This window comes from Aeromonas sp. A35_P, from assembly GCF_002259925.1.
GTDB lineage: Bacteria > Pseudomonadota > Gammaproteobacteria > Enterobacterales > Aeromonadaceae > Aeromonas > Aeromonas dhakensis.
Genome location: NZ_NEVB01000011.1, coordinates 20,760 through 46,902, shown reverse-complemented (window position 1 = coordinate 46,902; position 26,143 = coordinate 20,760). Strand labels below are relative to the sequence as shown.

The following is a 26,143-nucleotide window of genomic DNA, read 5'->3' as shown; positions in this document are numbered from 1 at the left end:
GCTCCGAGAGGGCAAAAATGCAAAAAGTGGCCCGATTGTATTCACCGGCGTCCTTCCACTTTTTGACCTGAGGCAGCTTTGTGTGGCTTTACCCTTCTTGAGGTAAGTGGGCACAAGTTTGATTTCCAACAGGATCATGGCGCCGACCCTGTGTTTGAATGCGCAAAAAACTGGGAGTTCATCGTGTTCAAACAACTGCAGCATCGCCTGGTCGAACAGGCCCCCCGTCTCTTGCGTCACCCCCTCAAGCTGGTGCCCTTTGCCCTGCAACAGCATCTGATGGAGCGCCTGCTGGCCAGCGTCTTCAAGGAGGCCATCGCCGATGGCGACTTTGCATTTCTGGCGGGCAAGTGGCTCAAGGTCGAGGTATCGGATCTCGAGCTCTGCTGGTTCATCAGCGAGCAGGGGGGCAAGCTGGTGGTGGCCCGTCACTGTGAACAGGCCGATGTCTGCTTCAGCGGCAGCAGCAACGATCTCATCCTGATTGCCGGTCGCAAGGAAGACCCCGATTCCCTCTTCTTTCAGCGCAAGCTGAAGATTGAAGGCAATACCGAGCTGGGACTGGAGGTGAAAAACCTGATGGACAGCCTGGATCTGGACGGGTTGCCGAGCCTGGTGCGCTATCCGTTGATGGATCTCGCTACCTTTATCGAGCAGGCCAGGGCCAGCTCAACGCAAGAGGCGCATTCTGCGCCGGCGGGTGGGGTGGCGTCTCAGCTGTGAGGCGAGCCCCTCGGCATGATGACGATAGTGGTTGCGGGCCCACAGACAGCGCAGGGCCCAGAGGCAAGGCAGCAGCGCCAGCAGGGCACCGGCGCCTTGCTGGCGTGACAACAGCAGCCCCAGCACCAGCCAGAGGAAAGGTTGGGCCTCGTAGAGCCACTCCGGTTGCAGCCAGACCTTGTTTGGGAAGATGACCAGATCGGTGCGCCGATAGCTGGAGCGCATCATCCAGCTGGCGGCCCCGGCAACAAACAGCAGGCCTCCCGCCAGCCAGAGCAGCGGGGAGTGGCTGAGCGCGATGATGCCGATGGCTGCCAGCAAATAGCAGGCCGGCAGCTTCTCATAAAGCCAGCGCGGACACATGTTGTCTCCCCTCTTTCACCTTCCCATCCTCCAAGTTTAGCCCGCCCTTGTGCCCGCCTCATGCCGCTTTGTTCTACAAACCGGCGCGATAGTTGTGAAATGGAGCGCCATTTACGGTGCCAAAATAGCGATTGGCTATGTTACAATTGCGCGCCATTTTTGACTGAAGATTGACTGGGCATGTTGGATCAGATTCGTATCGTGTTGGTAAACACCTCTCACACCGGCAACATGGGGTCTGCGGCACGCGCCATGAAGACCATGGGCTTGAGTCAGATGGTGCTAGTTGATCCGCAAGCCCTGCCTGATGGCAATGCCAATGCATTGGCTGCCGGTGCCAGCGACATCCTGGCCAATGCCCGTGTCGTGGCGACGCTGGATGAAGCCATCGCCGACTGCGGCCTGGTGATCGGTACCAGTGCCCGTTCCCGCACCCTGAGCTGGCCCATGCTGGATCCCCGCGAAGCAGGCGAGAAGCTGGTGGCCGAGGGCATGCAGCATCCGGTGGCGCTGGTGTTTGGCCGTGAACGTACCGGCCTCACCAACGACGAGCTGCAAAAGTGCCACTACCATGTGGCCATCCCGGCCAATCCCGAATACAGCTCGCTCAATCTGGCCATGGCGGTGCAGACCCTCTGCTATGAGGTGCGCATGCACTGGCTGCAGCAGCAAGAGCAAGCCGGCGACAGCGGGATGGCTGTGGAGTATCCCAGTGCCGAGCAGCTGGAAGGTTTTTATCAGCATCTGGAGCAGACGCTGCTCAAGACCGGCTTCATCACCGATGACCACCCGGGGCAGGTGATGAACAAGTTGCGTCGCCTGTTCAACCGGGCACGTCCGGAGGCGGTGGAACTCAACATTCTGCGCGGCATTCTGACCTCGGTGCAAAAACCCAGGCCGCAGGACTAAACCCGACTGAATTACTCAACCATATACTTGACTGATTTAGTCGGGTATGTGACCATATGCCCATATTGATTGGTTCGCAAGACGGTAAGGCATATGAGACTGACCTCAAAAGGACGTTACGCTGTGACAGCCATGCTCGACGTGGCGTTGCATGCAGAGCAGGGGCCCGTGCCCCTGGCTGATATTTCAGAGCGCCAGGGCATCTCCTTGTCCTATCTGGAGCAACTGTTTGCCCGCCTGCGCAAGCATGGCCTGGTAAGCAGCGTGCGTGGCCCCGGTGGCGGCTATCGCCTCGGTCTGGCCCCGAATGCCATCTCGGTCGGTCAGGTGATCACCGCGGTGGATGAATCGGTGGATGCCACCAAGTGCCTCGGCAAGGGCGGCTGCCACGGCGGCACCCAGTGTCTTACTCACTCCTTGTGGCGTGACCTGAGCGAGCGGATCTCCAGCTTCCTGGGGGATATCACCCTGGCCGAGCTGGTTGATCAGGCGGATGTGCGCCGCATTGCCGGCAAGCAAGACGAACAGATGAAAACCGTGTTGTCCCTGGTTGACCGGGCAGAACGCGGCGATGTGAGCTTGAAAGTCCAACTATAAACAAACGTGCTTTCCACAGCCGGTCGATGTATGACCCAGGCTGTAACGGAGAAAAACATGAAACTGCCTATTTACCTTGATTATTCGGCAACCTGTCCGGTGGACCCGCGTGTCGCAGAAAAAATGATGCAGTGTCTCACCATGGATGGCCTGTTCGGCAATCCAGCTTCCCGTTCCCACCGTTTCGGCTGGCAAGCCGAAGAGGCGGTTGACCTGGCCCGTAATCAAGTGGCAGAGCTGATCGGTGCCGACCCGCGCGAGATCGTCTTCACCTCCGGCGCCACCGAGTCCAACAACCTGGCCATCAAGGGCGTTGCCCACTTCTACGCCGGCAAGGGCAAGCACATCGTTACCTCCAAGACCGAGCACAAGGCGGTACTGGATACCTGCCGCCAGCTGGAGCGCGAAGGCTATGAGGTGACCTACCTCGAGCCGATGCCCAACGGCCTGTTCACTCTGGAGCAGATCGAAGGCGCCCTGCGCGATGACACCATTCTGGTCAGCATCATGCACGTCAACAACGAGATCGGCGTGGTGCAGAACATTGCCGCCATTGGCGAGCTGTGCCGCTCCCGCAAGATCCTGCTGCACGTGGATGCAGTACAGAGCGTGGGTAAAATTCCGGTAGACGTGGAAGCGCTCAAGGTTGACCTGCTCTCCATGTCTGCTCACAAGGTATATGGTCCGAAAGGCATTGGTGCCCTCTACGTACGCCGCAAGCCCCGTGTTCGTCTGGAAGCCCAGATGCACGGTGGTGGCCACGAGCGCGGCATGCGTTCCGGCACCCTGCCGACCCACCAGATCGTCGGCATGGGCGAAGCCTTCCGCATCGCCAAGGAAGAGATGGCGAGCGAAGGTGAGCGCATCATGGCTCTGCGTCAGCGTCTGTGGGACGGCATCAAGGATATCGAAGAGGTCTACATCAACGGTGACCTGGAACAGCGTGTGCCGGGCAACCTCAACGTCAGCTTCGCCTATGTGGAAGGGGAATCCCTGATCATGGCGCTCAAGGATCTGGCGGTCTCTTCCGGTTCTGCCTGTACCTCGGCCAGCCTGGAGCCCTCCTACGTGCTGCGCGCCCTGGGCCTGAACGACGAGCTGGCGCACAGCTCCATCCGTTTCAGCATGGGTCGCTTCACCACCGAAGAAGAGATTGATTACGCAATCAAGCTTATCCGTGACTCCATCGGCCGTCTGCGCGAGATGTCTCCCCTGTGGGAGATGTACAAGGACGGCGTCGATCTGAACACGGTCGAATGGGCTCATCACTGATCCTTGCCAAGAGAGCAAGTGTTTGGTGAACAACGGAATTAGCAGGAGTTAGATATGGCTTACAGTGAAAAAGTAATCGACCACTACGAGAACCCCCGTAACGTAGGCGGCTTCGACAAGAACGATCCCAGCATCGCTACCGGCATGGTCGGTGCACCGGCCTGCGGTGACGTGATGAAGCTGCAGCTGAAGATCAGCGACGACGGCATCATCGAAGATGCCAAGTTCAAGACTTATGGTTGTGGCTCCGCCATCGCCTCCAGCTCCCTGGTGACCGAGTGGGTCAAGGGCAAGACCCTGGACGAAGCAGCCGGCATCAAGAACACCGACATCGCCGAAGAGCTGGCGCTGCCGCCGGTGAAGATCCACTGCTCCATTCTGGCCGAGGATGCCATCAAGGCCGCCATCGCCGATTACAAGCAGAAGAAAGGTCTCTAAGGTCAGGAGCGCAGTATGGCCATTACCATGACAGATGCCGCAGCGGCACGGGTTTCCTCTTTTCTGGCCAACCGGGGCAAGGGCATCGGCCTGCGCCTCGGCGTCAAGACCACCGGCTGTTCCGGTCTTGCCTACGTGCTCGAATTTGTCGATGAGCTGGCGGATGAAGATCAGGTATTCGAGCAGGACGGCGTCAAGATCATCGTCGATGCCAAGAGCCTGATCCACCTGGATGGTACCCAGCTGGACTTCGTCAAGGAGGGCCTCAACGAGGGCTTCCAGTTCAACAACCCCAACGCCAAGGGCGAGTGTGGTTGCGGCGAAAGCTTCAGTGTCTGAGATGTTTGCTACACCTGATTGCGCATGTGTTGAACCGGCCGGCCACGGCCAGTTCAACCACGCCGTCCCGTTTGCCGAGGGCGAGCAGGACGGCGGTTGCATCAGGGTCTAAGAGGTCTGCATGAATCATTTCGAGCTGTTTGGGCTGGTGGAAGGCTTCGAGCTCGATACCCGTCAGTTGGCGGATACCTACCGTCAGTTGCAAACCCAGTTCCATCCCGATCGTTTTGCCACGGCTCCCGAGCGGGAACAGCTGGCCGCGGTGCAACGTGCCGCCCAGATCAACGATGCCTTCACTACCCTCAAGGCGCCCCTGCGCCGAGCCGAGTACCTACTCTCCCTGCGTGGTACCGATATCCGCGGCGAACAGCAGACGCTGCAAGATCCCGCCTTTCTGATGCAGCAGCTGGAGTGGCGCGAGCGGCTGGCCGATCTGAAAGGCGAAGCCGACCCTGAGCGGGCCATCAAGGATTTTCGCCAAGAGATCAGGCATGATCACCAGCAGTTGATGCAGCAGCTGACCCTGAGCCTCGCCACCGGCGATGATCAGAAGGCCGCTGACTGCGTTCGCAAGCTCAAGTTTGTCGACAAGCTCCTCGAGGAGCTGGAACGATTCGAAGACTCCCTGTTCGAGTCTTGACCCTTTAACGCTGGAAGTTTGATTACCCATGGCATTACTGCAAATCGCCGAACCCGGCCAGAGCGCCGCACCTCATCAGCACAAGCGTGCCGTCGGCATCGACCTTGGCACTACCAACTCGCTGGTCGCCGCCGTGCGCAGCGGTCAGGCCGACACCCTCTGCGACGAGCAGGGGCGTGATCTGCTGCCCTCCGTCGTGCATTACCAGGCCGACACCATCCGGGTCGGCTTCGATGCCAAGCGCGAGGCCGCCCTCGACCCGCACAACACCATCGTCTCCGCCAAGCGGATGATGGGCAAGGCGCTGGCCGACATAGATACCCGCCAGCAGCCCTACGAATTCGTGGCGGCCGACAACGGCATGCCGCAGCTGCAGACCCGTCAGGGGTTGGTCAACCCGGTGCAAGTTTCGGCCGAGATCCTGAAAAAACTGGCCGAGCGGGGCGCCGCCGCCCTGGGTGGCGATCTTGACGGCGTGGTGATCACAGTGCCCGCCTATTTCGACGACGCCCAGCGCCAGGGCACCAAGGATGCGGCCCGCCTGGCCGGTCTGCACGTGCTGCGCCTGCTCAATGAACCGACCGCCGCCGCCATCGCCTATGGTCTCGACTCCGGTCAGGAAGGGGTGATCGCCGTCTACGACCTGGGTGGCGGTACCTTCGATATCTCCATTCTGCGTCTGCATCGCGGGGTGTTTGAGGTGATGGCAACTGGCGGCGACTCGGCCCTCGGTGGCGATGATTTCGACCACCTGCTGGCGGACTGGCTGAAAGAGCAAGCCGGGTTGTCCGGTCAGCTCGATGCCCGTACCCAGCGCGAGCTGCTGGACGCCGCCGCCGCCGTCAAGCACGGCCTGACCGATGCCGATGCCGTTGCCTGCGCCTTTGCCGGCTGGCAGGGCTCCGTCACCCGCAGCCAGTTTGACGAGCTGATCCAGCCGCTGGTCAAGCGCACCCTGCTGGCCTGTCGCCGCGCCCTGCGCGATGCGGGTCTCGAACAGGAAGAGGTGCTGGAAGTGGTGATGGTCGGCGGTTCGACCCGGGTGCCGCTGGTGCGCGAGCTGGTGGGGGAGTTCTTCCAGCGCACGCCACTGACCAGCATCGACCCGGACAAGGTGGTGGCCATCGGTGCCGCCATCCAGGCCGACATCCTGGTGGGCAACAAGCCCGATGCCGAGATGCTGCTGCTGGACGTCATTCCGCTCTCTCTGGGCCTTGAGACCATGGGCGGCCTCGCCGAGAAGGTGATCCCGCGCAACACCACCATTCCGGTGGCCCGCGCCCAGGAGTTCACCACCTTCAAGGATGGCCAGACCGCGATGGCGATCCACGTGGTGCAGGGCGAGCGTGAGCTGGTGGCCGATTGCCGCTCGCTGGCCCGCTTCACCCTGACTGGCATTCCGCCCATGGCGGCGGGGGCGGCCCACATTCGCGTTACCTTCCAGGTGGATGCGGACGGTCTGCTGTCGGTCAGCGCTATGGAGAAATCCTCCGGCGTGCAGGCCGAGATCCAGGTCAAGCCCTCCTACGGGCTGGGGGAAGACGACATCCTCAGCATGCTGAGCGCCTCCATCGCCAATGCCCAGCAGGACATGGACGCCCGCATGCTGGCGGAGCAGCAGGTCGAGGCCGACCGGGTGGTCGAGAGCCTCAACGCCGCGCTGGCCACCGATGGCGAAGCGCTGTTGAGCGCCGCCGAGCGGGCCGAGCTGGATGCTGCCATCGCCCATCTGCTGACCATGCGCAGCACGGGTACCACCAACCAGATCAAAGAGGCCATCGAGGCGGCGGACGCTGCCAGTGGCGAATTTGCAGCCCGCCGGATGGATGCCTCCATCCGCAAGGTGCTGACCGGACAAAACGTCAACAAGGTGTAATATGCCAAAACTGATTATTCTGCCCCATCCCGAGCTCTGTCCGGACGGCGCGGCCCTCGAAGGCGCGACCGGTGAAACCATTCTGGACATCGCGCTGCGCAACGGCATCGAGATCGAGCACGCCTGCGAGAAGTCCTGCGCTTGCACCACCTGCCACTGTGTGGTGCGGGAAGGGTTCGACTCCCTCGAGCCGAGCGACGAGCTGGAAGATGACATGCTGGACAAGGCGTGGGGACTGGAGCCGGAATCCCGTCTCAGCTGCCAGGCCAGACTGGCGGACGAGGATCTGGTGGTGGAACTGCCCAAGTACACCCTGAATCTGGCGTCTGAGCGCCACTGATGACCCCTTAATTACACATGAGTGAATTGCGCGTGCAGCATCTCGTGGTGCAGTAATGATATGGTGAAGGCCGTGACCCTTGAGGGCGCGGCCTTTTTTGTGCCCGCGATCTCCCTATTCGTTGATGAAAGTGCCAATAAAAAGGAAGCAAGAGAACATGGCTGACATGATGAACGTACGGTTGTCTTCCCAGGCTGCCGCCGCCCACTGGGGCGAGGGTGCCCTGCTCAGTTTCAACGGCGACGAAGCCCATCTCCATCTGGGTAGCGGCCAGGAGAAGGAGGCGCTGCGCGCCGTCCAGCGCGGGGCCAGACGCCTCGAGTCGAGCGGTATCAAGCGCGTCAAGCTGGTGGGGGAGGGCTGGGATCAGGAGCGCCGTTACGCCTTCGCCCAGGGCTTTTACGCCGCCAAGGGCGTGCGCGAGCTCGACTTTGGTGAGCAGTCAGCGCAGGAGGCCCGTGAGCTGGAAGCCCTGCTCAAGGCGGCCCGCTGGGTGCGCGAGGTGACCAACGGCTGCCCGCAGGAGATCTATCCCATGAGCCTAGCAGAGTCCGCCCTGTTGCTCATTCGCAGCCTCGCCGGTGACAAGGTGACTGCCCGCATTACCGCCGGGGAGGCACTGCAGGAGGCCGGGCACATCGGGATCTGGTCGGTGGGCCGCGGCAGCGAGCGCGAGCCGGTGCTGCTGGAGCTCGACTACAACCCGACTGGGGATGCCAATGCCCCCGTGCTGGCGGCGCTGGTGGGCAAGGGGATCACCTTCGACTCCGGCGGCTACTCCATGAAGTCCCCTGACAACATGCTGCCGATGAAATCCGACATGGGGGGCGCCGCCATGGTGACCGGTGCGCTGGCGCTGGCCATCAGCCGCGGCCTCGACAAACGGGTCAAGCTGATCCTCTGCTGCGCCGAGAACCTGGTCTCCGGCCACGCCTTCAAGCTCGGCGACATCCTCACCTATCGCAACGGCATCTCGGTCGAGATCCAGAACACCGATGCGGAAGGCCGTCTGGTGCTGGCCGATGGCCTGCTGGCTGCGAGCGAAAGCGGCGCTGCCTACATCCTCGACGCCGCTACCCTGACCGGCGCCGCCAAGACTGCGCTGGGTCGCGACTACAACGCCGTGTTTGCCCTCGATGAGGCCGAGCAGGCGCGCGCGCTGGCGGCCGCCAAAGCCGAAAACGAGCAGGCCTGGGCGCTGCCGCTGGAGCCCTGGCACGCGGGCCAGCTCACCTCTGCCTTTGCCGAGCTGGGCAACATGGCATCCGCCGAAGGGACCGCCGGTGCCACCACGGCAGCCGCCTTCCTGTCGCGCTTCGTGCGTGACGAAGGCAAGGGCTGGGTACATCTGGACTTGGCCGCCTCCTATCAAAAATCGGGCAACGATCTGTGGGCGACCGGTGCCAAGGGCCACGGTCTGCGCACGATTGCTCGCTGGTTGCAGGAGGTGGGCGCATGAATGTCTGGTTGAGCCGAGAATTTGCGCCGGCCGAGTGGGGGGAGGGGGCGCTGCTCTCTCACCGCGCCGATGGCATGGTGATCCATCTGGTGACCGCCACCCCTTTGCTGGACATCCAGCAGGCGGCGCGGCGCCTGTGCAGCCAGGGGATCCAGCAGGTGGTGCTGGCGGGTCACTGGGAGCGCGAGCAGCAGTGGGCCTTTGCCCAGGGGCTGCAGACCCCCAAGGCGGAAGTGGCGCTGCAGTGGGCTACCTCGTCCGAGGAGGACCGGGAGGAGTTGGAGGCACGCTGGCTGTGCGGGCGCTGGGTGCGGGAGATGACCAATGCCACCCCTGAGCAGCTGGGGCCGCTGGAGTTGGCGGTCGAAGCCGCCGCCTTCCTCACCGAGCTGGCCCCCGACAAGATCAGCCATCGCATCCTCAAGGGGGAGGCGCTGCAACAGGCGGGCTGGGTCGGTCTCTACCAGGTCGGTCGTGGCAGCGAGCGCGAGCCCGTGATGCTGGAGCTGGACTTCAATCTAGGTCGGGATCCCAAGGCCCCGGTGGCCGCGGCCCTGGTGGGCAAGGGGATCACCTTCGACTCCGGCGGCTACTCCATGAAGACCTCCCAGGGCATGCTCACCATGAAGCATGACATGGGGGGCGCCGCCATCGTCACCGGCGCGCTGGCGCTGGCCATCCTGCGCGGCCTCGACAAGCGGGTGAAGCTTATCCTCTGCTGCGCCGAAAACCTAGTCTCGGGTCACGCCTACAAGCTGGGGGACATCCTCACCTACAAGAACGGTACCACGGTGGAGATAGTCAACACCGACGCCGAGGGGCGCCTGGTGCTGGCCGACGGTCTGCAGCTGGCCGGTGAATCCGGCGCGCCGCTCATCATCGACGCCGCCACCCTGACCGGGGCGGCGGTGATGGCGCTGGGTGGACGCTACAATGCGCTGTTTGGCCTAGACAAGGGGCTGGTGAGCCGCGCCATGGCCTATTCGGATGCAGAGCAGGAGCCTGCCTGGCCGCTGCCACTGGAGCCCTGGCACAGTCAGCAGTGTCCGTCCCACTATGCCGACACTGCCAACAGCCGCCCCGTGCCGGGCGGTGGCCCGGGCGGTGCCTCCAATGCGGCCGGATTCCTCTCCCGCTTCGTGGGCAACGAAGGGCGAGGCTGGTTGCACGTGGATCTCGCTGCCTGCTTCAGCGACAACGGCGACAATCTGTGGGCACCGGGGGCCAATACCCTGGGAATGCGCACCATCGCCCACACCCTGCTGGCGGAGACCCGCTGAGAGGACCACATCAAGGGCACCTGCGGGTGCCCTTTCCCATATTGCAGAAGATGGGCAATAGCCAATGTTTCAGGGGGTTAGCATGGTGATCGTGCGCAAGCGCACATTTTTTCCTGCCGGCCTGGGCCAAGATGAGTGGTGATGTTGTTTTAGGGATGGAATTGTTTAATAAAAAGTTGCTTTTCTGTGTGTTATTTCGGTTTTTGTTTACGTATAATCGCCGCCGAACATGGATTCTAACAATAAATCTCTGTAGTTAAGGAAAGATCTCAATGGCCATCGAACGTACCTTCTCCATCATCAAGCCGGACGCCGTCAGCAAGAACCTGATCGGTGCCATCTACAACCGTTTCGAGAGCGCTGGCCTGAAAGTCATCGCCGCCAAGATGCTGCACATGAGCAGCGAACAAGCCGCCGGTTTCTACGCCGAGCACCAGGGCAAGCCTTTCTATGACGGTCTGGTCAGCTTCATGACCTCCGGCCCCGTCATGATCCAGGTGCTGGAAGGCGAAGAAGCCATCCGTCGTCACCGTGAAATCATGGGCGCCACCAACCCGAAAGAGGCCCTGGCCGGCACCCTGCGCGCCTGCTACGCCGAGAGCATCGATCGCAACGCCGTGCACGGTTCCGATGCGCCGGCTTCTGCCGCTCGTGAAATCGCCTACTTCTTCTCTGACGCCGAGATCTGCCCGCGCGGTTGATTTTCGTCAGCAGAATCTCAAGGGAGCCTCGGCTCCCTTTTGTTTTTTGGTCATTCGGTCAATATCCCCTTATTCTCCAGGTGGAAAGCCGGACCCATAATTTGTACAATGCCGCCCCCTGACGTAGGTCAGCCGATAATTTATGAAGTGTGTGAGCTGAGGCCCTTGATGAGCGAAACAAAAACCAACCTGCTGGATCTCGATCGGGATGCCATGCGTGCCTTCTTCGTCGAACTGGGCGAGAAGCCGTTCCGGGCAGATCAGGTAATGAAGTGGATTTATCACTTTGGTTGTGATGATTTCGATCAGATGAACAACGTCAACAAGGTGCTGCGCGAACGTCTCAAGGAGATCGCCGAGATCCGGGCGCCGGAAGTGAGCCGCGAACAGCGCTCCTCCGACGGCACCATCAAGTGGGCGCTGCAGGTCGGCGGCCAGGAGGTGGAGACCGTTTACATCCCCGAGGACGATCGGGCGACCCTGTGTGTCTCTTCCCAGGTAGGCTGCGCCCTGGAGTGCAAGTTCTGCTCCACCGCCCAGCAGGGCTTCAACCGCAACCTGAAAGTCTCCGAGATCATCGGCCAGGTGTGGCGCGCCGCCAAGATCGTCGGCGGCAAGCGTCCCATCACCAACGTGGTGATGATGGGCATGGGCGAGCCGCTGCTCAACCTCGCCAACGTGGTGCCGGCCATGCGCCTGATGATGGATGACTACGGCTACGGCATCTCCAAGCGCCGGGTCACCATCTCCACCTCCGGCGTGGTGCCGGCGCTGGACATGCTGGGCGACCAGATCGACGTGGCGCTGGCCATCTCCCTGCACGCTCCCAACGACAAGCTGCGCTCGGAGATCATGCCGATCAACGACAAGTACAACATCGAAGCCTTCCTGGCAGGTGTGCGTCGCTACCTCGGCAAGTCCAATGCCAACGGCGGCCGGGTCACGGTGGAGTATGTGCTGCTCGATCACATCAATGACGACATGCAGCATGCCCATGAGCTGGCCAAGGTGCTCAAGGACACCCCGAGCAAGATCAACCTGATCCCGTTCAACCCCTTCCCGGGCAACCCCTACGGCAAGCCGAGCAACAGCCGCATCGACCGTTTCTCCAAGGTGCTGATGGAATATGGCTTCACCGTCATCGTCCGCAAGACCCGTGGTGATGACATCGATGCCGCCTGCGGCCAGCTGGTGGGGGAGGTGATCGATCGCACCAAGCGCACCATGAAAAATCGGATGCAACAGGATGGGATTTCCGTCAAAATGGTTTAACTTGCTAAGCCATTGTATAGTCAGGGAATGGATACACGTACATTGATCGTAGTGGCAGCGCTCTGTGCGCTGCCAGGCTGTGTTACCGAGACCACTTACGCTGGCCAGAATTCCACCCAGCGTGAGGTCGGTCCCGACCTCAAGGCGGCAGCCCAGACCCGTCTGGATTTGGGCATCCAGTATCTGCAGCAGGGCAACGCCGAGCAGGCCAAGTTCAACCTTGATCGCGCCCTCCAGTACGACGCCGCCAATCCTCAGGTTTACATCGGTTTTGCCTACTTCTACCAGCCGGTGCAGGATTACAAGGCGGCCGAAGCCAGTTATCAGAAAGCCCTCGCCGTGGATCCGTCCAATGCTGACGCGATGAACAACTACGGCGCCTTCCTTTGCAATCGCGGTCGTTTCGACGAGGCGGAGAAAGCCTTCCTGCAGGCCGTCAGCCAGCCGAACTACATCAAGATCGCCGATACCTATGAAAACGCGGCACTTTGTGCCGCGCAAAATCGCAGAAATGATAAAGCAAGCGAGTACTATCGCTTGGCCTTGGGGTATAATCCCCGCAATCCAAGGTTATTGCTGGACATGGCGGAGCTTTCCATGAAAGATGGCAAGCTGCCTGATGTGCAGGCCTATCTTGCCCGTTTTGCCGATGTATCGGACGAGAACGAGAACAGTCTCTGGTTGAGATTGCGGCTGGCGCAGGCCATGGACAAACCGGCACTACTTCACCAATTCGGGACTGAGCTGGTAAGGCAATATCCCACTTCGCAACAAGCCAAGCGTTACTTAGCCAATGACTACTGAACAGCCACACGATTTCCAAGACGACTCCCAGGCAGTTGGCCCAGGCCAGCTGCTGCGCAACGCCCGTGAACAGCTCGGCTGGACGCGAGAACAGGTTGCGTCCCGCATTCACCTTCGTCTGACCCTGATTGCCGCGATTGAATCGGATACGTATGACAAACATACCTCCCATACCTTCATCCGCGGCTATCTGCGTACCTATGCCAAGCTGGTCGGTATTCCGGAAGAGACCATCCTCGCCGCTTATGACAAGCTGGGCCTGACGCCGCCCGACAACATCGACATGCAGAGCTTCTCCCGCCGCTCCCGTCAGCAGGCCAATGACAGTCGCCTCAAGGTGGTGACCTGGCTGGTGATCCTGGTGCTGATCGCCCTCTCCGTCGTCTGGTGGTGGCAGAGCACGGCGCGTCGCTCCGCCGGTGACGAGGCCCTGGCCGCGACCGAAATGGGCGCAGCCCGCAATACCAATACGCCGAGCGCCACTCCGGCCGTCGATGTCGCCGAGCCGGTACTGGCTCCTGCCGCTTCCGCCGCCGCAGACGCTGCCGTAACCCCCGTGGTGAGCGATGCCGCTGCGACCACTCTGCCGGCGGATGCCAGCAGCGCCGTGGCGACCACCACTGCCGAGACGTCTGTCGCTGCCGCCACGCAACCGGCTGACGACACCGCCTCGAGCGAGCCTGCCAAGGTGCCCCAGCTCAAGATGGGCTTCACCGCCGACTGCTGGCTGGATGTCAAGGATGCCAATGGCAAGACCCTGTTCAGCGGCCTCAAGAAGGCCAATGACGAACTGGTACTGGAAGGACCCGAGCCGCTCAAATTCATCATTGGTGCGCCCATGGCCATCAATATCGAATACAAGGGCAAGTCCATCGACATGAGCCGTTACAACAACGGCCGGACTGCTCGCCTCTCACTGCCGCAGGAGTAATCTGTCCGCCATGTCCGCTCACGAATCTCCCATCATTCGTCGTAAATCCAGGCAGATCATGGTCGGCAACGTACCGGTCGGGGGCGATGCCCCCATCACGGTACAGACCATGACCAACACCAAGACCACGGACGTGGCCGCCACCGTCGAGCAGATTCAGCGGATCGAGCGGGTCGGTGCCGACATCGTCCGGGTCTCCGTCCCCACCATGGAGGCGGCGGAAGCGTTCAAGCTCATCAAGCAGCAGACCCGCATCCCCATCGTGGCCGACATCCACTTCGACTACCGCATCGCCCTCAAAGTGGCCGAATACGGCGCCGATTGCCTGCGCATCAACCCGGGCAACATCGGCAACGAGGAGCGGGTGCGCGCCGTGGTGGACTGCGCCCGCCACTACAACATCCCGATCCGCATCGGCGTCAACGGCGGCTCGCTGGAGCGGGACATCCAGGAAAAATATGGCGAACCCACCCCCGAGGCGTTGCTCGAGTCAGCCATGCGCCACGTGGACTATCTGGATCGCCTGAACTTCGACAACTTCAAGGTGAGCGTCAAGGCTTCCGACGTCTTCCTGGCGGTCGGCGCCTATCGCCTGCTGGCCAAGCAGATCGAGCAGCCGCTGCATCTGGGCATCACAGAAGCGGGCGGTTTTCGCGCCGGCGCGGTGAAGTCCGCCATCGGTCTGGGCATGCTGCTGAGCGAAGGCATCGGCGACACCCTGCGCATCTCGCTGGCGGCCGATCCGGTGGAAGAGATCAAGGTGGGCTTCGACATCCTCAAGTCCCTGCGCATCCGTTCCCGCGGCATCAACTTCATCGCCTGTCCCTCCTGCTCCCGCCAGGAGTTCGACGTCATCGGCACCGTCAATGCGCTGGAAGAGCGGCTCGAAGACATCATCACCCCGATGGATGTCTCCATCATCGGCTGCGTGGTGAATGGTCCGGGGGAGGCGCTGGTCTCCGATCTGGGCCTTGCCGGGGCGGCCAACAAGAGCGCCTTCTATGAAGGGGGCCAGCGGGTCGACCGGCTCGACAACAAGGATCTCATTCCGACCCTGGAGCGCCGCATTCGCGCCCGGGCTGCCATGCTGGATCCGGCCAACCAGATCCAGGTGGACGAGGGTTGAGCAATCAAGGGCCACTCAGGGTGGCCCTGTCTTTAGGTTGCTGATTTTACATTCCGCATTGGAGTACCCTGATTTTACCTCGGGGTCGAAAATCCCTATAATGCGGCCAAATTTTACCTCTTTTTCTCGAGTATCAACGTGGCAAAACAGATCCAAGCTATTCGCGGTATGAATGATTGCCTGCCGGAGCAGAGCCCGGTATGGCAGAAAGTAGAACAGATCCTGCGCCAGGTCGTGGCCAGCTATGGCTACAGCGAAGTGCGCATGCCGATTGTCGAGCAGACCCATCTGTTCAAGCGCGCCATCGGTGAAGTGACCGACGTGGTCGAAAAAGAGATGTACACCTTTGAAGACCGCAACGGCGACAGCCTGAGCCTGCGTCCGGAAGGGACCGCCAGCTGCGTCCGTGCCGGTATCGAGCACGGTCTGCTTTACAACCAGGAACGCCGGATGTGGTACATGGGCCCCATGTTCCGTCACGAGCGTCCCCAGAAGGGCCGTTATCGCCAGTTCCACCAGTTCGGGGTCGAGCTGTTTGGCATCAATGGGCCGGACATCGATGCCGAGCTCATCATGCTGACTCACCGCCTGTGGCGTCTGTTCGGCATCAGCGAACACGTGACCCTGCAGCTCAACACCCTCGGTCAGAGCGCCGAGCGTGCCGCCTATCGCGATGCGCTGGTCGCCTACCTGGAGCAGTACAAGAGCGAGCTGGACGAAGAGAGCCAGCGCCGCATGTACAGCAACCCGCTGCGAGTGCTCGACTCCAAGGACGAGAAGGTACAAGCCATCCTGGTGGGCGCGCCGCGTCTGTTCGATCACCTGGGCGAAGAGAGCCTGGCCCACTTTGAGGGGCTCAAGCGCCTGCTCGAGTCTGCCGGCATCAAGTACGAGGTGAACGAGCGTCTGGTGCGCGGCCTCGACTACTACAACCTCACCGTGTTCGAGTGGGTCACCAACAGCCTGGGTGCACAGGGCACCGTCTGTGCCGGTGGCCGCTACGACGGCCTGGTAGAGCAGCTGGGCGGTCAGCCGACCCCGGCGGTGGGCTTTGCCATGGGCATGGAGCGTCTAGTGCTGATGCTCGAAACCCTCGAACTCAATGCCGACATCCGCCCGGCGGTGGATGTCTATCTCTGCATGGTGGGTGAGGGCACCGAACAGGCCGGTTTCCAGCTGGCCGAGCGGCTGCGTGATGCCCTGCCTGATTTGCGCCTGATGAGCCACTGCGGCGGCGGCAACTTCAAGAAACAACTCAAGCGTGCCGACAAGAGCGGCGCGGCCATTGCCCTGATCCTTGGCGAGACCGAGGTGCAAAACGGGGAGATCACCATCAAATATCTGCGTGGCCAGGCCGAGCAACAGACCGTCACGGTCGACGCCGCCATTGCCCTGCTGGCAGCGAAAGGAGAGTAAGCTGTGGAAGTTTATACCACCGAAGAACAACAGGTTGAGGTCATCAAGAACTGGTGGAAAGAGAACGGAACCTCGGTGATCGCAGGAACTGTCATCGGTCTGGTTGGACTCTTTGGCTGGCGCTACTACAACGAGCATCAGCAGACCACCCAGGAAGCCGCCTCCCAGGCTTACAACGAGATGAGCGCCCAGCTGGCCAAGGGTGACACGGCCGGCTTCGAGCAGGCACAAAGCTTCATCAGCGCCCACAAGGGCGACTCCTACGCCGAGCTGGCGGCGCTGCAACTGGCTGCGGCCGCGGTCAAGGCGGACAAGCTGGATCTGGCGGCCGAGCAGCTGACCCAGGTGGCTACCAGCGGTGACGAGAGCATTCGTCCCATCGCTGCTCTGCGTCTGGCCCGGGTGCTGAACGATCAGGGCAAGGCCGACGAAGCGCTGGCCCAACTTGGCAAGATCAACAACGACGCCTTCAAGGCCCAGGTGGCCGAAGTGCGCGGCGACATCCTGCAAAAGCAGGGCAAGAGCGAAGAGGCTCGCGATGCCTATCAGGCGGCGGCCGATGCCGGCGGTCTGCAGAGCAGCGCCGAGCTCAAGCTGAAGATGGACGATCTGGCGTTGCCAGCGGTGACCACGGGTGAGGCTCCGGATGCGTAATCTGTTCAAGATGGTGGCGTTGGGGGCTGCGGTCTCCTTCGCCCTGCAGGGTTGCTCCCTGTTCAGTTCGGAAGAGGATCCCAACCCCATGGCCCCGCTGCCCAAGGTCGAGTCCGCGTTCACGGCCGATACCGCTTGGTCCTCCTCGGTGGGTGACGGTATCGGTGACTTCTACTCCCAGCTCAAGCCGGTGGTGGAAGAGGAGCGCATCTATGCGGCGGCCCGTGACGGTGACGTCACCGCCTTTGACCGCGAAAGCGGCAAGGAGCTGTGGAGCGTCGATCTGGCGGATCTGCCAATCAACGCCGACAAGCGCAGCGCCCGTCTCTCCGGCGGCTTGGTCTCCCGCTACGGCAAGCTGTTCCTGGGCTCCGAGAACGGGGTGGTCTACGCCCTGAACGAAGAGAACGGGGAAGTGCTTTGGCAGACCACGGTACCGGGTGAAGTGGTGGCAAGCCCCGCCGTCGAGGATGGCCGGGTGGTGGTACTGACCACCTCGGGTCGCTTGGTGGCGCTTGATACCGACGAGGGCAAGCTGCAGTGGACCCTGGCGGAAGAGCAGCCGCCGCTGACCCTGCGCAGTGCCGGTGCCCCCATCATCACCAACGGTGCCGTGCTGTACGGCCGCGCCGATGGCAAGGTGGGCATCGCCCTGCTGAGCAACGGCCAGCCGGTGCGCCAGTCCAAGGTGGCCGACCCGCGCGGCGCCACCGAGCTCGACCGCATGGTGGACGTGGATGCCACTCCGCTCATCGCCGGCGATGAGCTCTATGCCATCGCGTATAATGGCCAGTTGATGGCGCGCAAGCTGATGAGTGGCGACGAAGTGTGGAAGCGCAAGTATTCCGGCTACCGCGACATGGCGGTGACCGGCAATGCCATCGTGCTGACCGACAGCCGCAGCCATCTGTTTGCGGTCGACCGTCGCAACGGTCTCGAGCTGTGGTCCAACACCCAGCTGGAAAACCGCACCGTGACCGCCCCCGTCATCATGGGTGACTATGTGGTGGTCGGCGATGTGGAAGGTTACCTGTATTGGCTGGATCGGACCGACGGGTCCATCAAGGCCATGCAGCAGCTCGACAGCAGTGGTTTGTACGCCGCCCCCCTGGTGGACGGTGACACCCTGTATGTGCAGAGCCGTGGCGGCAAGCTGTACGCTGTCAAGCGTCCCTGATCGCCCGATAATGTGAATATCCGGCTCCTGGTCTTCGGACCCGGAGCCTTTGTCGTCTTGAGAATGAGGCTTTTATGACTCCTGTAGTAGCCCTGGTGGGCCGCCCCAACGTGGGGAAATCCACCCTGTTTAACCGCCTGACCCGTACCCGGGACGCCCTGGTGGCCGACTTCCCCGGTCTGACCCGGGACCGCAAATATGGCCAGGCGAAGCTGGGCGAGCTGGAATTTATCGTGGTGGATACCGGTGGTATCGACGGCACCGAAGAGGGGATCGAGCTGAAGATGGCCGAGCAGTCCCTGCTGGCCATCGAAGAGGCCGATGTGGTGCTGTTCATGGTGGATGCCCGCGCCGGTCTGACCGCGGCGGATCAGGCCATCGCCGAGCACCTGCGCAAGACCCACAAGAAGGTGTTTCTGGTGGCCAACAAGACCGACGGCATCGACGGTGACTCCGCCGTCTCCGAGTTCTACGGTCTGGCCCTGGGCGAGGTCTACCAGATGGCGGCTGCCCACGGTCGCGGCGTATTGAGCCTGCTTGAGCTGGCGCTGGCCCCCCATCTGGAGACTCTGGTCGAAGCCGCCGGCGAAGAAGCCGAGCTGGATGAAGAAGAGGAAGACTTCGACGAAGAGGCCCTGCTGCGCATGGTGGCGGCCGGTGAACTCGACACCAAGGAAGACACCAAGGAGACGCCGTTCGCCGACCTGCCCATCAAGTTCGCCATCGTCGGTCGTCCCAACGTCGGCAAGTCGACCCTGACCAACCGCATGCTGGGTGAAGATCGCGTCATCGTCTATGACATGCCGGGCACCACCCGCGACTCCGTCTACATCCCGATGGAGCGCGACGAGCAGAAGTACGTCATCATCGACACCGCCGGCGTGCGTCGTCGCGGCAAGGTGCACGAGACGGTGGAGAAGTTCTCCGTCATCAAGACCCTCAAGGCGATTGAAGATGCCAACGTCTGCCTGCTGGTGATCGACGCCCAGGAGACCATCACCGATCAGGATCTCAGCATCCTCGGTTTCGTGCTCAACACCGGCCGCTCCGTGGTACTGGTAGTGAACAAGTGGGACGGTCTGGATCAGAAGGTGAAAGAGGACGTCAAGAACGAGCTCGATCGTCGTCTGGGCTTCATCGACTTCGCCCGCGTGCACTTCATCTCCGCCCTGCACGGCAGCGGCGTCGGCCACCTGTTCGAATCCATCCAGGAGGCCTACCAGTCCGCCACCCGCCGTACCAGCACCGCCATGCTGACCCGTATCATGCAGATGGCGCAGGAAGACCACCAGCCGCCCATGGTGAACGGTCGCCGGGTCAAGCTGAAGTACGCCCACGCCGGTGGCTACAACCCGCCGCGCATCGTGATCCACGGCAACCAGCTCAACGACCTGCCGGACTCCTACAAGCGCTACCTCATCAACTACTTCCGCAAGTCGTTGAAGATCATGGGGACGCCGGTTCGAGTCGAGTTCCAGGAGTCGGTCAACCCGTTCGAGGGCAAGAAGAACACCCTGACCCTGAGCCAGGAGCGCCAGCGCAAGCGCCTGCTCAAGGCCAAAGCCAAGAAATAAGGCCCAGCGGCTGCCCTCACCGGCAGCCGCTTTTCTAGTGGTCTATTGAAGGGGAGGGGAATGTGCAGTGGGGCCGCCCAGTGCACATTCACTTTGCAAGGAGTCAACCATGAGTCAACTTGTCTGCCCTGCCTGCCAGGGCGAGCTGGACAGCCGCAGCCGTGAGACCACCTGTGGTCAGTGCCAGGCCCGTTACCAGATCCGGGCGCTCTGCCCGACCTGCCGGCAGGAGCTGGAGCGGCTCAAGGCCTGCGGCGCGGTGGATTACTTCTGCAACCACTGCAACAGCCTGGTATCGAAGCGGGCAGTGCTCTTCGAAGTGAGCCCGCTGACGGAAAATTGAGGCAATAAAAAACCCGGCGAATGCCGGGTTTATGCTGTGTGCTCTGCTATCAGCAAGGTGAAGGAGCGGTTTCGGCGCCATATCTTGCGTTTGATCTCGTTGAGCTTGAGCTTGCGTCTGGGGCTCCAGCCGCACCTTGTCTTCTTGACCAGTGTCGTTCTTCTGCGAGCTCGCATCTTGGTCTCCTCCCATGGGGTGGCCATCCCGGCCTTGGGTGATGATGGGAGCCTATCTGAAAGTGCTGTCATCCGAGTGCAAGTGGATGAAATAGCGCGATAAAAACAGGTTCGGATAGGCTCCGGTGTGGTCGGATGGTAACAGAGAAACCACCCGAAAAACAAACCTGTCAACAGGGATCAGCGCAGGGTGATCTGCTTGACCACTTCGGCAATGACGGTGGGACGTTCGGCACTGGCCGGCTCGCTGCTGTCATCCTCATCCAGCTCTTCGCGGCGATGGGCCTTCTGCTGCTCGTTGTCGAGCCAGAGCAGGCTCTGGTAGTACTGGCGCACGTTGTTGACGTAGTTGCGCGCCTCGCCGCCGCGGGCATAGCCATAGCGCACCTTGCGGTGCCAGCGCGACTGCTGCAGCAGCGGCAGCACCTCTTTCACGTCGCTCCAGGCATCCGGATTCTTGCCAAGCTCCTTGGTCAGGCGGCGGGCATCCATCATGTGGCCGTAGCCGATGTTGTAGGCGGTGAGGGCAAACCACACCTTCTCGTCATCGGGCACCGAGGCGGGCACCTTCGCCATCATCTGCTCGAGATAACGGGCGCCCCCCTTGATGCTCTCCTCCGGGTGCAGCCGGTTGTTGACCCCCATCGCCTTTGCGGTGGGCTCGGTCAGCATCATCATGCCGCGCACCCCTGTGTAGGAGCGGGCCTCCGGATCCCAGTGGGACTCCTGATAGCTGATGGCGGCCAGCAGGCGCCAGTCCACCAGCTTGGCGTGGGTCTTGAACAGATCCTGGTACTTGGGCAGCAGGCTCTTGGCCCGCTGCAGGAAGGTGCGGGTGTCGACGAAGTCGAAATTCTGCACGTGGCCGAAGTACTTCTCGTCGAGCTTGGCGATGGCGCCATCCATGAAGCGCTGGCCGAAGAAGTCGATGATGCTGGCGTAGAGGCTGTCGTCCGGCAGCTTGGTCATGGCCCAGGCCACGGTCTGGTTCTTGGCGAGCGTCATCCCCTCGGTGAGCTCGGGGTAGTAGCGCTGGGTACGGGCCAGCACGGTATCCTGCACCACCGTGTAGTCAATCTTGCCGTCGGCCACCTGCTTGAGCAGCTCCTCTACGTCGGCGTCCCGGCTGGTGCTCCACTTGAGGTTGGGGTGCTGCTTGGCCAGCTCCTTGAGCAGATCTTCCCCGGTGGAACCGGCAGGCACGACTATGTTGCCCTTGAGATCGCCGATGTCCCTGGGCTTGGGGGAGCCGTTGCGATAGACCAGCTTGGGCGAGACCTGGTAGAAGCCTGGGCCGAAGCGAAACAGCTGGCGCCGCTCCGGGGTGATGACGATGGCGGCCGCGGCCAGATCGAGCTTGCCCTTCTTGAGCAGGTCCACCAGCTCGGCGGTGGAGTAGACAGGCACTATGGTCAGCTTGACCCCCAGCCAGTCGGCATAGCTTTTCGCCAGCTCGTAATCGAACCCCTGGGCGGTGTCATCACGCTGGTAATAAGAGGTGGGGCCGTAGATGGTGCCAACCCGGATCTCGCCCCGCTGGCGGATTTGCTCCAGCTGGCTGGAGGGGGTGTAGAAGTTGCAACCGACCAGGGTCAGCAGCAACATCAGCCCGATAAACAGTCGAAAAATGCAGCGCAAGTAGGTGAGTACCCTTGTTGAAAAAATCGGCATTTGTCAAAAAAGAGGCACCTTTATACCAGAGAGTGTGGACCGAGTCACACTTGGCAAATCAAGAAAAACGTTTGTCCGTCGTCGGCCTGATCCCTATAATACGCGCGTCTCAATTCCCCCCCACTTCAACACTTGGTGAGAAAGGTCATATGGATATCTTGCGTGGTGCCCCCGCACTGTCTGAGTTTCGTGTCCAAAAACTGCTGCAACGCTTCGCGCAGATGAAACAGGAGAGAGGAGTAGAGATAGAGGATGTCTATGCCGAATACGTGCACTTCGCCGAGCTCTCGAGCCCGCTGTCGCCCCCGGAGCGAGCGACCTTGGGCCAGCTCCTGCGCTACGGCCCGACCATCCCCGAACACACCCCCAGCGGTCAGCTGTTTCTCGTTACCCCCCGCCCCGGCACTATCTCCCCCTGGTCTTCCAAAGCAACCGACATCGCCCACAACTGCGGCCTGACCCAGGTCAAGCGGCTCGAGCGCGGCATCGCCTATTACGTGCAGGCCAAGGGTGAGCTGAGCGCCGCCCAGCGTGCCGACGTGGCCGCCGTGCTGCACGATCGCATGATGGAGACGGTGTTTGGCGAGATGAACGAGGCCGCCGCCCTGTTTGCCCATCAGGAGCCGCGCCCCTTCACCCAGGTGGACGTGCTGGCCGGTGGCCGCGCCGCCCTGGCCGAGGCCAACGTGGCCCTCGGTCTGGCGCTGGCCGACGACGAGATCGACTACCTGGTGGAGAACTTCACCCGGCTGGGTCGCAATCCCAACGACATCGAGCTCTACATGTTTGCCCAGGCAAACTCCGAGCACTGCCGCCACAAGATCTTCAACGCCGACTGGACCATCGACGGTGAGCAGCAGCCCAAGTCGCTGTTCAAGATGATCAAGAACACCTTCGAGCAGACGCCGGATCATGTCCTGTCTGCCTATAAAGACAACGCCGCCGTGATGGAGGGGAGCCAGGGTGGCCGCTTCTTCCCGAGCCCCGCCAACGGCGAGTACCAGTATCACCAGGAGCAGGTCGACATCCTGATGAAGGTGGAGACCCACAACCACCCGACCGCCATCTCTCCGTTCCCGGGCGCGGCTACCGGTTCCGGTGGCGAAATCCGCGACGAGGGTGCCACCGGGCGCGGCGCCAAGCCCAAGGCGGGTCTGGTCGGTTTCTCCGTCTCCAACCTGCGCATCCCCGGTTTCGAGCAGCCCTGGGAGCAGGATTTCGGCAAGCCGAGCCGCATCGTCAGCGCCTTCGACATCATGCAGGAGGGGCCGCTTGGCGGGGCGGCGTTTAACAACGAGTTCGGCCGTCCGGCCATTCTCGGTTACTTCCGTACCTTCGAAGAGGAGGTGCCGAGCCACAACGGCGTCGAGGTGCGTGGCTACCACAAACCCATCATGCTGGCGGGCGGCATCGGCAACATCCGCAGCGAGCACGTCCAGAAAGGGGAGATCCCGGTGGGGGCCGCCCTCATCGTGCTGGGTGGCCCGGCCATGAACATCGGTCTGGGCGGCGGCGCCGCATCCTCCATGGCTTCCGGTCAGTCTGCAGAAGATCTCGACTTTGCCTCGGTGCAGCGCGACAACCCCGAGATGGAGCGCCGCTGTCAGGAGGTGATCGACCGCTGCTGGCAGCTGGGGGACGACAACCCCATCGTCTTCATTCACGATGTGGGTGCCGGTGGCCTCTCCAACGCCATGCCGGAGCTGGTGAGCGACGGCGATCGCGGTGGTTGTTTCGACCTGCGCGCCATTCCGAACGACGAGCCGGGCATGAGCCCGCTGGAGATCTGGTGCAACGAATCCCAGGAGCGCTACGTACTAGCGGTGGCCAAAGAGAAGCTGCCGCTGTTCAAGGCGCTGTGCGAGCGTGAGCGTGCACCTTATGCCGTCATCGGCAGCGCCACCGAAGAGAAACACCTGACCCTCTCCGACCAGCACTTTGACAACCACCCCATCGACCTACCGCTGGACGTGCTGCTGGGCAAGACACCCAAGATGCACCGCGACGTAGCGAGCCTGCTGGCCCAGGGCAAGGCACTGCAACTGGATGGCATCACCCTCGGCGACGCCGCCGAGCGGGTATTGCGTCTGCCCACCGTGGCGGAGAAATCCTTCCTCATCACCATCGGCGATCGCAGCGTGACCGGTCTGGTCAACCGCGACCAGATGGTCGGCCCCTGGCAGATCCCGGTGGCTGACTGCGCCGTCACCGCCGCCACCTACGACAGCTACCACGGTGAAGCCATGTCCATGGGCGAGCGCACCCCGGTGGCGCTGCTCTCCCACGCCGCGTCCGCCCGTATGGCGGTGGCCGAGTCCCTGACCAACCTGGCGCCGGCCCACATCGGCTCGCTCAAGCGGGTCAAACTCTCCGCCAACTGGATGGCCGCAGCCGGTCACCCGGGCGAAGATGCCGGTCTCTACGAGGCGGTCAAGGCGGTGGGCGAGGAGCTCTGCCCGGCCCTTGGCATCACTATCCCGGTGGGCAAGGACTCCATGTCCATGAAGACCCGCTGGCAGCAGGATGGCAAGGAGCAAAGCGTCACCTCGCCGCTCTCCCTGCTCATCTCCGCCTTTGCCCGGGTCGAGGACGTGCGCAACACCGTCACCCCGCAACTGCGCAGCGATCTTGGTGAAACCGACCTTATCCTCATCGACCTTGGCAACGGCAAGCAGCGCCTCGGCGCCTCCGCCCTGGCCCAGGTTTATCGCCAGCTGGGTGACAAGGCGCCGGATCTGGACAACCCGGTCCAGCTCAAGGGCTTCTTCAACGCCATCCAGGCGCTGGTGGCCGATCGCAAGCTGATCGCCTACCACGACCGCTCCGACGGCGGCCTGTTCGTCACCCTGGTGGAGATGGCCTTCGCCGGTCACTGCGGCCTCGACCTGCAACTGGATCGCATCGGTGGCGAGCTGCTGCCGGCCCTGTTCAACGAGGAGCTGGGTGCCGTCATCCAGGTACGCCGTGAGGACAAGGAAGCGGTGATGACCCTGCTGGCCGGCCACGGCCTGGCGGCCTGCTCCCACGTGCTCGGCACGGTGCGCGAGGGGGATCTCATCACCCTGCAGCGGGCCGGTCAGGAAGTCTATCGCGCCAGCCGCACCGCCCTTCGCACCATCTGGGGCGAGACCAGCTGGCAGATGCAGCGCCTGCGCGACAACCCCGAGTGCGCGGATCAGGAGCATGCGGCCCGTCAGGACGCCACCGATCCGGGCCTGCAGGCCAGGCTCAGCTACAACCCGGCCGACGATGTGGCGGCGCCCTATATCGCTAAAGGTATCTCCCCCCGTCTGGCGGTGCTGCGCGAGCAGGGGGTCAACTCCCACGTGGAGATGGCGGCGGCGTTTGACCGCGCCGGCTTCACCGCCGTCGACGTCCATATGAGCGACATCCTCGAGGGCCGTATCAAGCTGGAGCAGTTCCAGACCCTGGTGGCCTGTGGCGGCTTCTCCTACGGCGACGTGCTGGGGGCGGGCGAGGGCTGGGCCAAGTCCATCCTGTTCAACGAGGGGGCCCGCGAGCAGTTCCAGCGCTTCTTCGAGCGCGGCGACACCCTCTCCCTGGGTGTGTGCAACGGTTGCCAGATGATGTCCAACCTGCGCGAGCTCATCCCGGGCGCCGATCTGTGGCCACGCTTCGTGCGCAACCGCTCCGAGCGCTTCGAGGCCCGCTTCAGCCTGGTGGAAGTACAGGACTCCCCGTCCGCCTTCTTCGCCGGCATGGCAGGCTCCATGATGCCGATCGCCGTCTCCCACGGGGAAGGGCGAGTGGAGGTGCGCGATGCCGCCCACCTAGCGTCGTTGCAAGCCAGCGGCCTGGTGGGGCTGCGTTTCGTCGACAACCGCGGTCAGGTGACCGAGCAGTACCCGGCCAACCCGAACGGCTCGCCGAACGGCATCACCGCAGTGACTACTACTGACGGTCGCGCCACCATCATGATGCCGCACCCGGAGCGGGTGTTCCGCACCGTCGCCAACTCCTGGCACCCGGACAACTGGGGCGAGGATGGTGCCTGGATGCGGATGTTCCGCAACGCCCGGGTTCGTCTGGGCTAAGCTCACA

At 62.3% G+C, this 26,143-nt stretch carries 25 protein-coding genes; 23 read left to right on the top strand and 2 right to left on the bottom strand.

Annotated elements, in window-relative coordinates; translation table 11 throughout:
* The first annotated feature begins 183 nt into the window (after positions 1 to 183).
* On the top strand, positions 184 to 723 hold the full coding sequence (ubiT, locus tag CAK78_RS01090; protein WP_094696097.1) for a ubiquinone anaerobic biosynthesis accessory factor UbiT: 540 nt from the start codon (positions 184 to 186) through the stop codon (positions 721 to 723).
* On the opposite strand, the gene CAK78_RS01085 is transcribed toward ubiT, so the two are convergent.
* A complete protein-coding gene (locus CAK78_RS01085) occupies positions 670 to 1,086 on the bottom strand; it encodes a hypothetical protein (RefSeq protein WP_010634300.1) in 417 nt (138 codons plus the stop codon). The genes ubiT and CAK78_RS01085 overlap by 54 nt on opposite strands.
* 180 nt (positions 1,087 to 1,266) lie before the next feature.
* On the opposite strand from CAK78_RS01085, the gene trmJ reads away from it, so the two are divergent.
* The 21 genes from trmJ (at position 1,267) to CAK78_RS23310 (ending at position 20,513) form a co-directional block, all read left to right on the top strand.
* Complete coding sequence (gene trmJ / locus CAK78_RS01080) at positions 1,267 to 1,995, top strand: tRNA (cytosine(32)/uridine(32)-2'-O)-methyltransferase TrmJ (protein ID WP_010634299.1); 729 nt, start codon at positions 1,267 to 1,269, stop codon at positions 1,993 to 1,995.
* A gap of 93 nt (positions 1,996 to 2,088) precedes the next feature.
* Complete coding sequence (iscR, locus tag CAK78_RS01075; RefSeq protein ID WP_011705634.1) at positions 2,089 to 2,592, top strand: Fe-S cluster assembly transcriptional regulator IscR; 504 nt, start codon at positions 2,089 to 2,091, stop codon at positions 2,590 to 2,592.
* 57 nt (positions 2,593 to 2,649) lie between these two features.
* Positions 2,650 to 3,864, top strand: a complete 1,215-nt coding sequence (locus tag CAK78_RS01070) for an IscS subfamily cysteine desulfurase (protein WP_017781684.1) — start codon at positions 2,650 to 2,652, stop codon at positions 3,862 to 3,864.
* A gap of 54 nt (positions 3,865 to 3,918) precedes the next feature.
* Positions 3,919 to 4,302 (top strand): Fe-S cluster assembly scaffold IscU, encoded by a 384-nt coding sequence (gene iscU / locus CAK78_RS01065; protein ID WP_005299770.1) that lies wholly within the window; start codon positions 3,919 to 3,921, stop codon positions 4,300 to 4,302.
* Positions 4,303 to 4,317: 15 nt separating this feature from the next.
* Positions 4,318 to 4,641 (top strand): iron-sulfur cluster assembly protein IscA, encoded by a 324-nt coding sequence (iscA, locus tag CAK78_RS01060; protein WP_005299772.1) that lies wholly within the window; start codon positions 4,318 to 4,320, stop codon positions 4,639 to 4,641.
* Between the two features lie 121 nt (positions 4,642 to 4,762).
* Positions 4,763 to 5,281: a co-chaperone HscB gene (gene hscB / locus CAK78_RS01055; RefSeq protein WP_017780043.1), complete on the top strand. Its 519-nt coding sequence runs from the start codon at positions 4,763 to 4,765 to the stop codon at positions 5,279 to 5,281.
* A gap of 28 nt (positions 5,282 to 5,309) precedes the next feature.
* On the top strand, positions 5,310 to 7,157 hold the full coding sequence (gene hscA, locus CAK78_RS01050; protein ID WP_094696092.1) for a Fe-S protein assembly chaperone HscA: 1,848 nt from the start codon (positions 5,310 to 5,312) through the stop codon (positions 7,155 to 7,157).
* Between the two features lies 1 nt (position 7,158).
* Complete coding sequence (fdx, locus tag CAK78_RS01045; protein ID WP_005299781.1) at positions 7,159 to 7,497, top strand: ISC system 2Fe-2S type ferredoxin; 339 nt, start codon at positions 7,159 to 7,161, stop codon at positions 7,495 to 7,497.
* Between the two features lie 157 nt (positions 7,498 to 7,654).
* Positions 7,655 to 8,956 carry an aminopeptidase PepB gene (gene pepB, locus CAK78_RS01040; protein WP_094696091.1) on the top strand — a complete coding sequence of 434 codons (1,302 nt, stop codon included), beginning with the start codon at positions 7,655 to 7,657 and terminating at the stop codon, positions 8,954 to 8,956.
* Positions 8,953 to 10,236 carry an aminopeptidase PepB gene (gene pepB, locus CAK78_RS01035; protein WP_094696090.1) on the top strand — a complete coding sequence of 428 codons (1,284 nt, stop codon included), beginning with the start codon at positions 8,953 to 8,955 and terminating at the stop codon, positions 10,234 to 10,236. The genes pepB (CAK78_RS01040) and pepB (CAK78_RS01035) overlap by 4 nt, the downstream gene beginning before the upstream one ends.
* Positions 10,237 to 10,508: 272 nt before the next feature.
* Positions 10,509 to 10,937: a nucleoside-diphosphate kinase gene (ndk, locus tag CAK78_RS01030; protein WP_005299787.1), complete on the top strand. Its 429-nt coding sequence runs from the start codon at positions 10,509 to 10,511 to the stop codon at positions 10,935 to 10,937.
* Between the two features lie 168 nt (positions 10,938 to 11,105).
* Entirely contained in the window at positions 11,106 to 12,209 is a 1,104-nt protein-coding gene (locus tag CAK78_RS01025; RefSeq protein ID WP_005299790.1) for a bifunctional tRNA (adenosine(37)-C2)-methyltransferase TrmG/ribosomal RNA large subunit methyltransferase RlmN, read from the top strand.
* Positions 12,210 to 12,221: 12 nt separating this feature from the next.
* On the top strand, positions 12,222 to 13,013 hold the full coding sequence (tapF, locus tag CAK78_RS01020) for a PilW family type IVa pilus biogenesis/stability lipoprotein TapF (RefSeq protein WP_094696089.1): 792 nt from the start codon (positions 12,222 to 12,224) through the stop codon (positions 13,011 to 13,013).
* Positions 13,003 to 13,944 (top strand): cytoskeleton protein RodZ, encoded by a 942-nt coding sequence (gene rodZ, locus CAK78_RS01015; RefSeq protein ID WP_094696088.1) that lies wholly within the window; start codon positions 13,003 to 13,005, stop codon positions 13,942 to 13,944. The genes tapF and rodZ overlap by 11 nt, the downstream gene beginning before the upstream one ends.
* A gap of 10 nt (positions 13,945 to 13,954) precedes the next feature.
* Positions 13,955 to 15,070: a flavodoxin-dependent (E)-4-hydroxy-3-methylbut-2-enyl-diphosphate synthase gene (ispG, locus tag CAK78_RS01010; protein WP_010634291.1), complete on the top strand. Its 1,116-nt coding sequence runs from the start codon at positions 13,955 to 13,957 to the stop codon at positions 15,068 to 15,070.
* Positions 15,071 to 15,208: 138 nt separating this feature from the next.
* Positions 15,209 to 16,486: a histidine--tRNA ligase gene (hisS, locus tag CAK78_RS01005; RefSeq protein ID WP_017765907.1), complete on the top strand. Its 1,278-nt coding sequence runs from the start codon at positions 15,209 to 15,211 to the stop codon at positions 16,484 to 16,486.
* Between the two features lie 3 nt (positions 16,487 to 16,489).
* Complete coding sequence (locus CAK78_RS01000; protein WP_094696087.1) at positions 16,490 to 17,140, top strand: YfgM family protein; 651 nt, start codon at positions 16,490 to 16,492, stop codon at positions 17,138 to 17,140.
* The gene (bamB, locus tag CAK78_RS00995; protein ID WP_094696086.1) at positions 17,133 to 18,317 is read left to right on the top strand and encodes an outer membrane protein assembly factor BamB; all 1,185 of its coding nucleotides are present in this window, start codon (positions 17,133 to 17,135) and stop codon (positions 18,315 to 18,317) included. The genes CAK78_RS01000 and bamB overlap by 8 nt, the downstream gene beginning before the upstream one ends.
* Before the next feature lie 74 nt (positions 18,318 to 18,391).
* Positions 18,392 to 19,891 (top strand): ribosome biogenesis GTPase Der, encoded by a 1,500-nt coding sequence (gene der, locus CAK78_RS00990; RefSeq protein WP_005299803.1) that lies wholly within the window; start codon positions 18,392 to 18,394, stop codon positions 19,889 to 19,891.
* A 109-nt stretch (positions 19,892 to 20,000) separates the two neighbouring features.
* The gene (locus CAK78_RS00985) at positions 20,001 to 20,234 is read left to right on the top strand and encodes a zinc ribbon domain-containing protein (protein ID WP_010634287.1); all 234 of its coding nucleotides are present in this window, start codon (positions 20,001 to 20,003) and stop codon (positions 20,232 to 20,234) included.
* A gap of 90 nt (positions 20,235 to 20,324) precedes the next feature.
* Entirely contained in the window at positions 20,325 to 20,513 is a 189-nt protein-coding gene (locus CAK78_RS23310) for a hypothetical protein (RefSeq protein ID WP_017780036.1), read from the top strand.
* A gap of 77 nt (positions 20,514 to 20,590) precedes the next feature.
* Here the strand turns inward: CAK78_RS23310 and mltF are convergent, their stop codons facing one another.
* Entirely contained in the window at positions 20,591 to 22,081 is a 1,491-nt protein-coding gene (gene mltF, locus CAK78_RS00975; RefSeq protein WP_094696085.1) for a membrane-bound lytic murein transglycosylase MltF, read from the bottom strand.
* Positions 22,082 to 22,230: 149 nt separating this feature from the next.
* Between mltF and purL the strand changes: the two genes are divergently transcribed.
* The gene (purL, locus tag CAK78_RS00970; protein ID WP_176452625.1) at positions 22,231 to 26,136 is read left to right on the top strand and encodes a phosphoribosylformylglycinamidine synthase; all 3,906 of its coding nucleotides are present in this window, start codon (positions 22,231 to 22,233) and stop codon (positions 26,134 to 26,136) included.
* Positions 26,137 to 26,143 lie beyond the last annotated feature (7 nt).

What these genes read in the sequence shown, in the direction of transcription:
- CAK78_RS01025 (WP_005299790.1), top strand. Translation starts at nt 11,106, where the DNA reads ATGAGCGAAACAAAAACCAACCTGCTGGATCTCGATCGGGATGCCATG.
- hscA (WP_094696092.1), top strand. Translation starts at nt 5,310, where the DNA reads ATGGCATTACTGCAAATCGCCGAACCCGGCCAGAGCGCCGCACCTCAT.
- iscR (WP_011705634.1), top strand. Translation starts at nt 2,089, where the DNA reads ATGAGACTGACCTCAAAAGGACGTTACGCTGTGACAGCCATGCTCGAC.
- der (WP_005299803.1), top strand. Translation starts at nt 18,392, where the DNA reads ATGACTCCTGTAGTAGCCCTGGTGGGCCGCCCCAACGTGGGGAAATCC.
- pepB (WP_094696091.1), top strand. Translation starts at nt 7,655, where the DNA reads ATGGCTGACATGATGAACGTACGGTTGTCTTCCCAGGCTGCCGCCGCC.
- hscB (WP_017780043.1), top strand. Translation starts at nt 4,763, where the DNA reads ATGAATCATTTCGAGCTGTTTGGGCTGGTGGAAGGCTTCGAGCTCGAT.
- rodZ (WP_094696088.1), top strand. Translation starts at nt 13,003, where the DNA reads ATGACTACTGAACAGCCACACGATTTCCAAGACGACTCCCAGGCAGTT.
- mltF (WP_094696085.1), bottom strand. Translation starts at nt 22,081, where the DNA reads ATGCCGATTTTTTCAACAAGGGTACTCACCTACTTGCGCTGCATTTTT.
- iscU (WP_005299770.1), top strand. Translation starts at nt 3,919, where the DNA reads ATGGCTTACAGTGAAAAAGTAATCGACCACTACGAGAACCCCCGTAAC.
- pepB (WP_094696090.1), top strand. Translation starts at nt 8,953, where the DNA reads ATGAATGTCTGGTTGAGCCGAGAATTTGCGCCGGCCGAGTGGGGGGAG.
- CAK78_RS01070 (WP_017781684.1), top strand. Translation starts at nt 2,650, where the DNA reads ATGAAACTGCCTATTTACCTTGATTATTCGGCAACCTGTCCGGTGGAC.
- trmJ (WP_010634299.1), top strand. Translation starts at nt 1,267, where the DNA reads ATGTTGGATCAGATTCGTATCGTGTTGGTAAACACCTCTCACACCGGC.
- CAK78_RS00985 (WP_010634287.1), top strand. Translation starts at nt 20,001, where the DNA reads ATGAGTCAACTTGTCTGCCCTGCCTGCCAGGGCGAGCTGGACAGCCGC.
- fdx (WP_005299781.1), top strand. Translation starts at nt 7,159, where the DNA reads ATGCCAAAACTGATTATTCTGCCCCATCCCGAGCTCTGTCCGGACGGC.
- ispG (WP_010634291.1), top strand. Translation starts at nt 13,955, where the DNA reads ATGTCCGCTCACGAATCTCCCATCATTCGTCGTAAATCCAGGCAGATC.
- CAK78_RS01085 (WP_010634300.1), bottom strand. Translation starts at nt 1,086, where the DNA reads ATGTGTCCGCGCTGGCTTTATGAGAAGCTGCCGGCCTGCTATTTGCTG.
- bamB (WP_094696086.1), top strand. Translation starts at nt 17,133, where the DNA reads ATGCGTAATCTGTTCAAGATGGTGGCGTTGGGGGCTGCGGTCTCCTTC.
- iscA (WP_005299772.1), top strand. Translation starts at nt 4,318, where the DNA reads ATGGCCATTACCATGACAGATGCCGCAGCGGCACGGGTTTCCTCTTTT.
- ndk (WP_005299787.1), top strand. Translation starts at nt 10,509, where the DNA reads ATGGCCATCGAACGTACCTTCTCCATCATCAAGCCGGACGCCGTCAGC.
- purL (WP_176452625.1), top strand. Translation starts at nt 22,231, where the DNA reads ATGGATATCTTGCGTGGTGCCCCCGCACTGTCTGAGTTTCGTGTCCAA.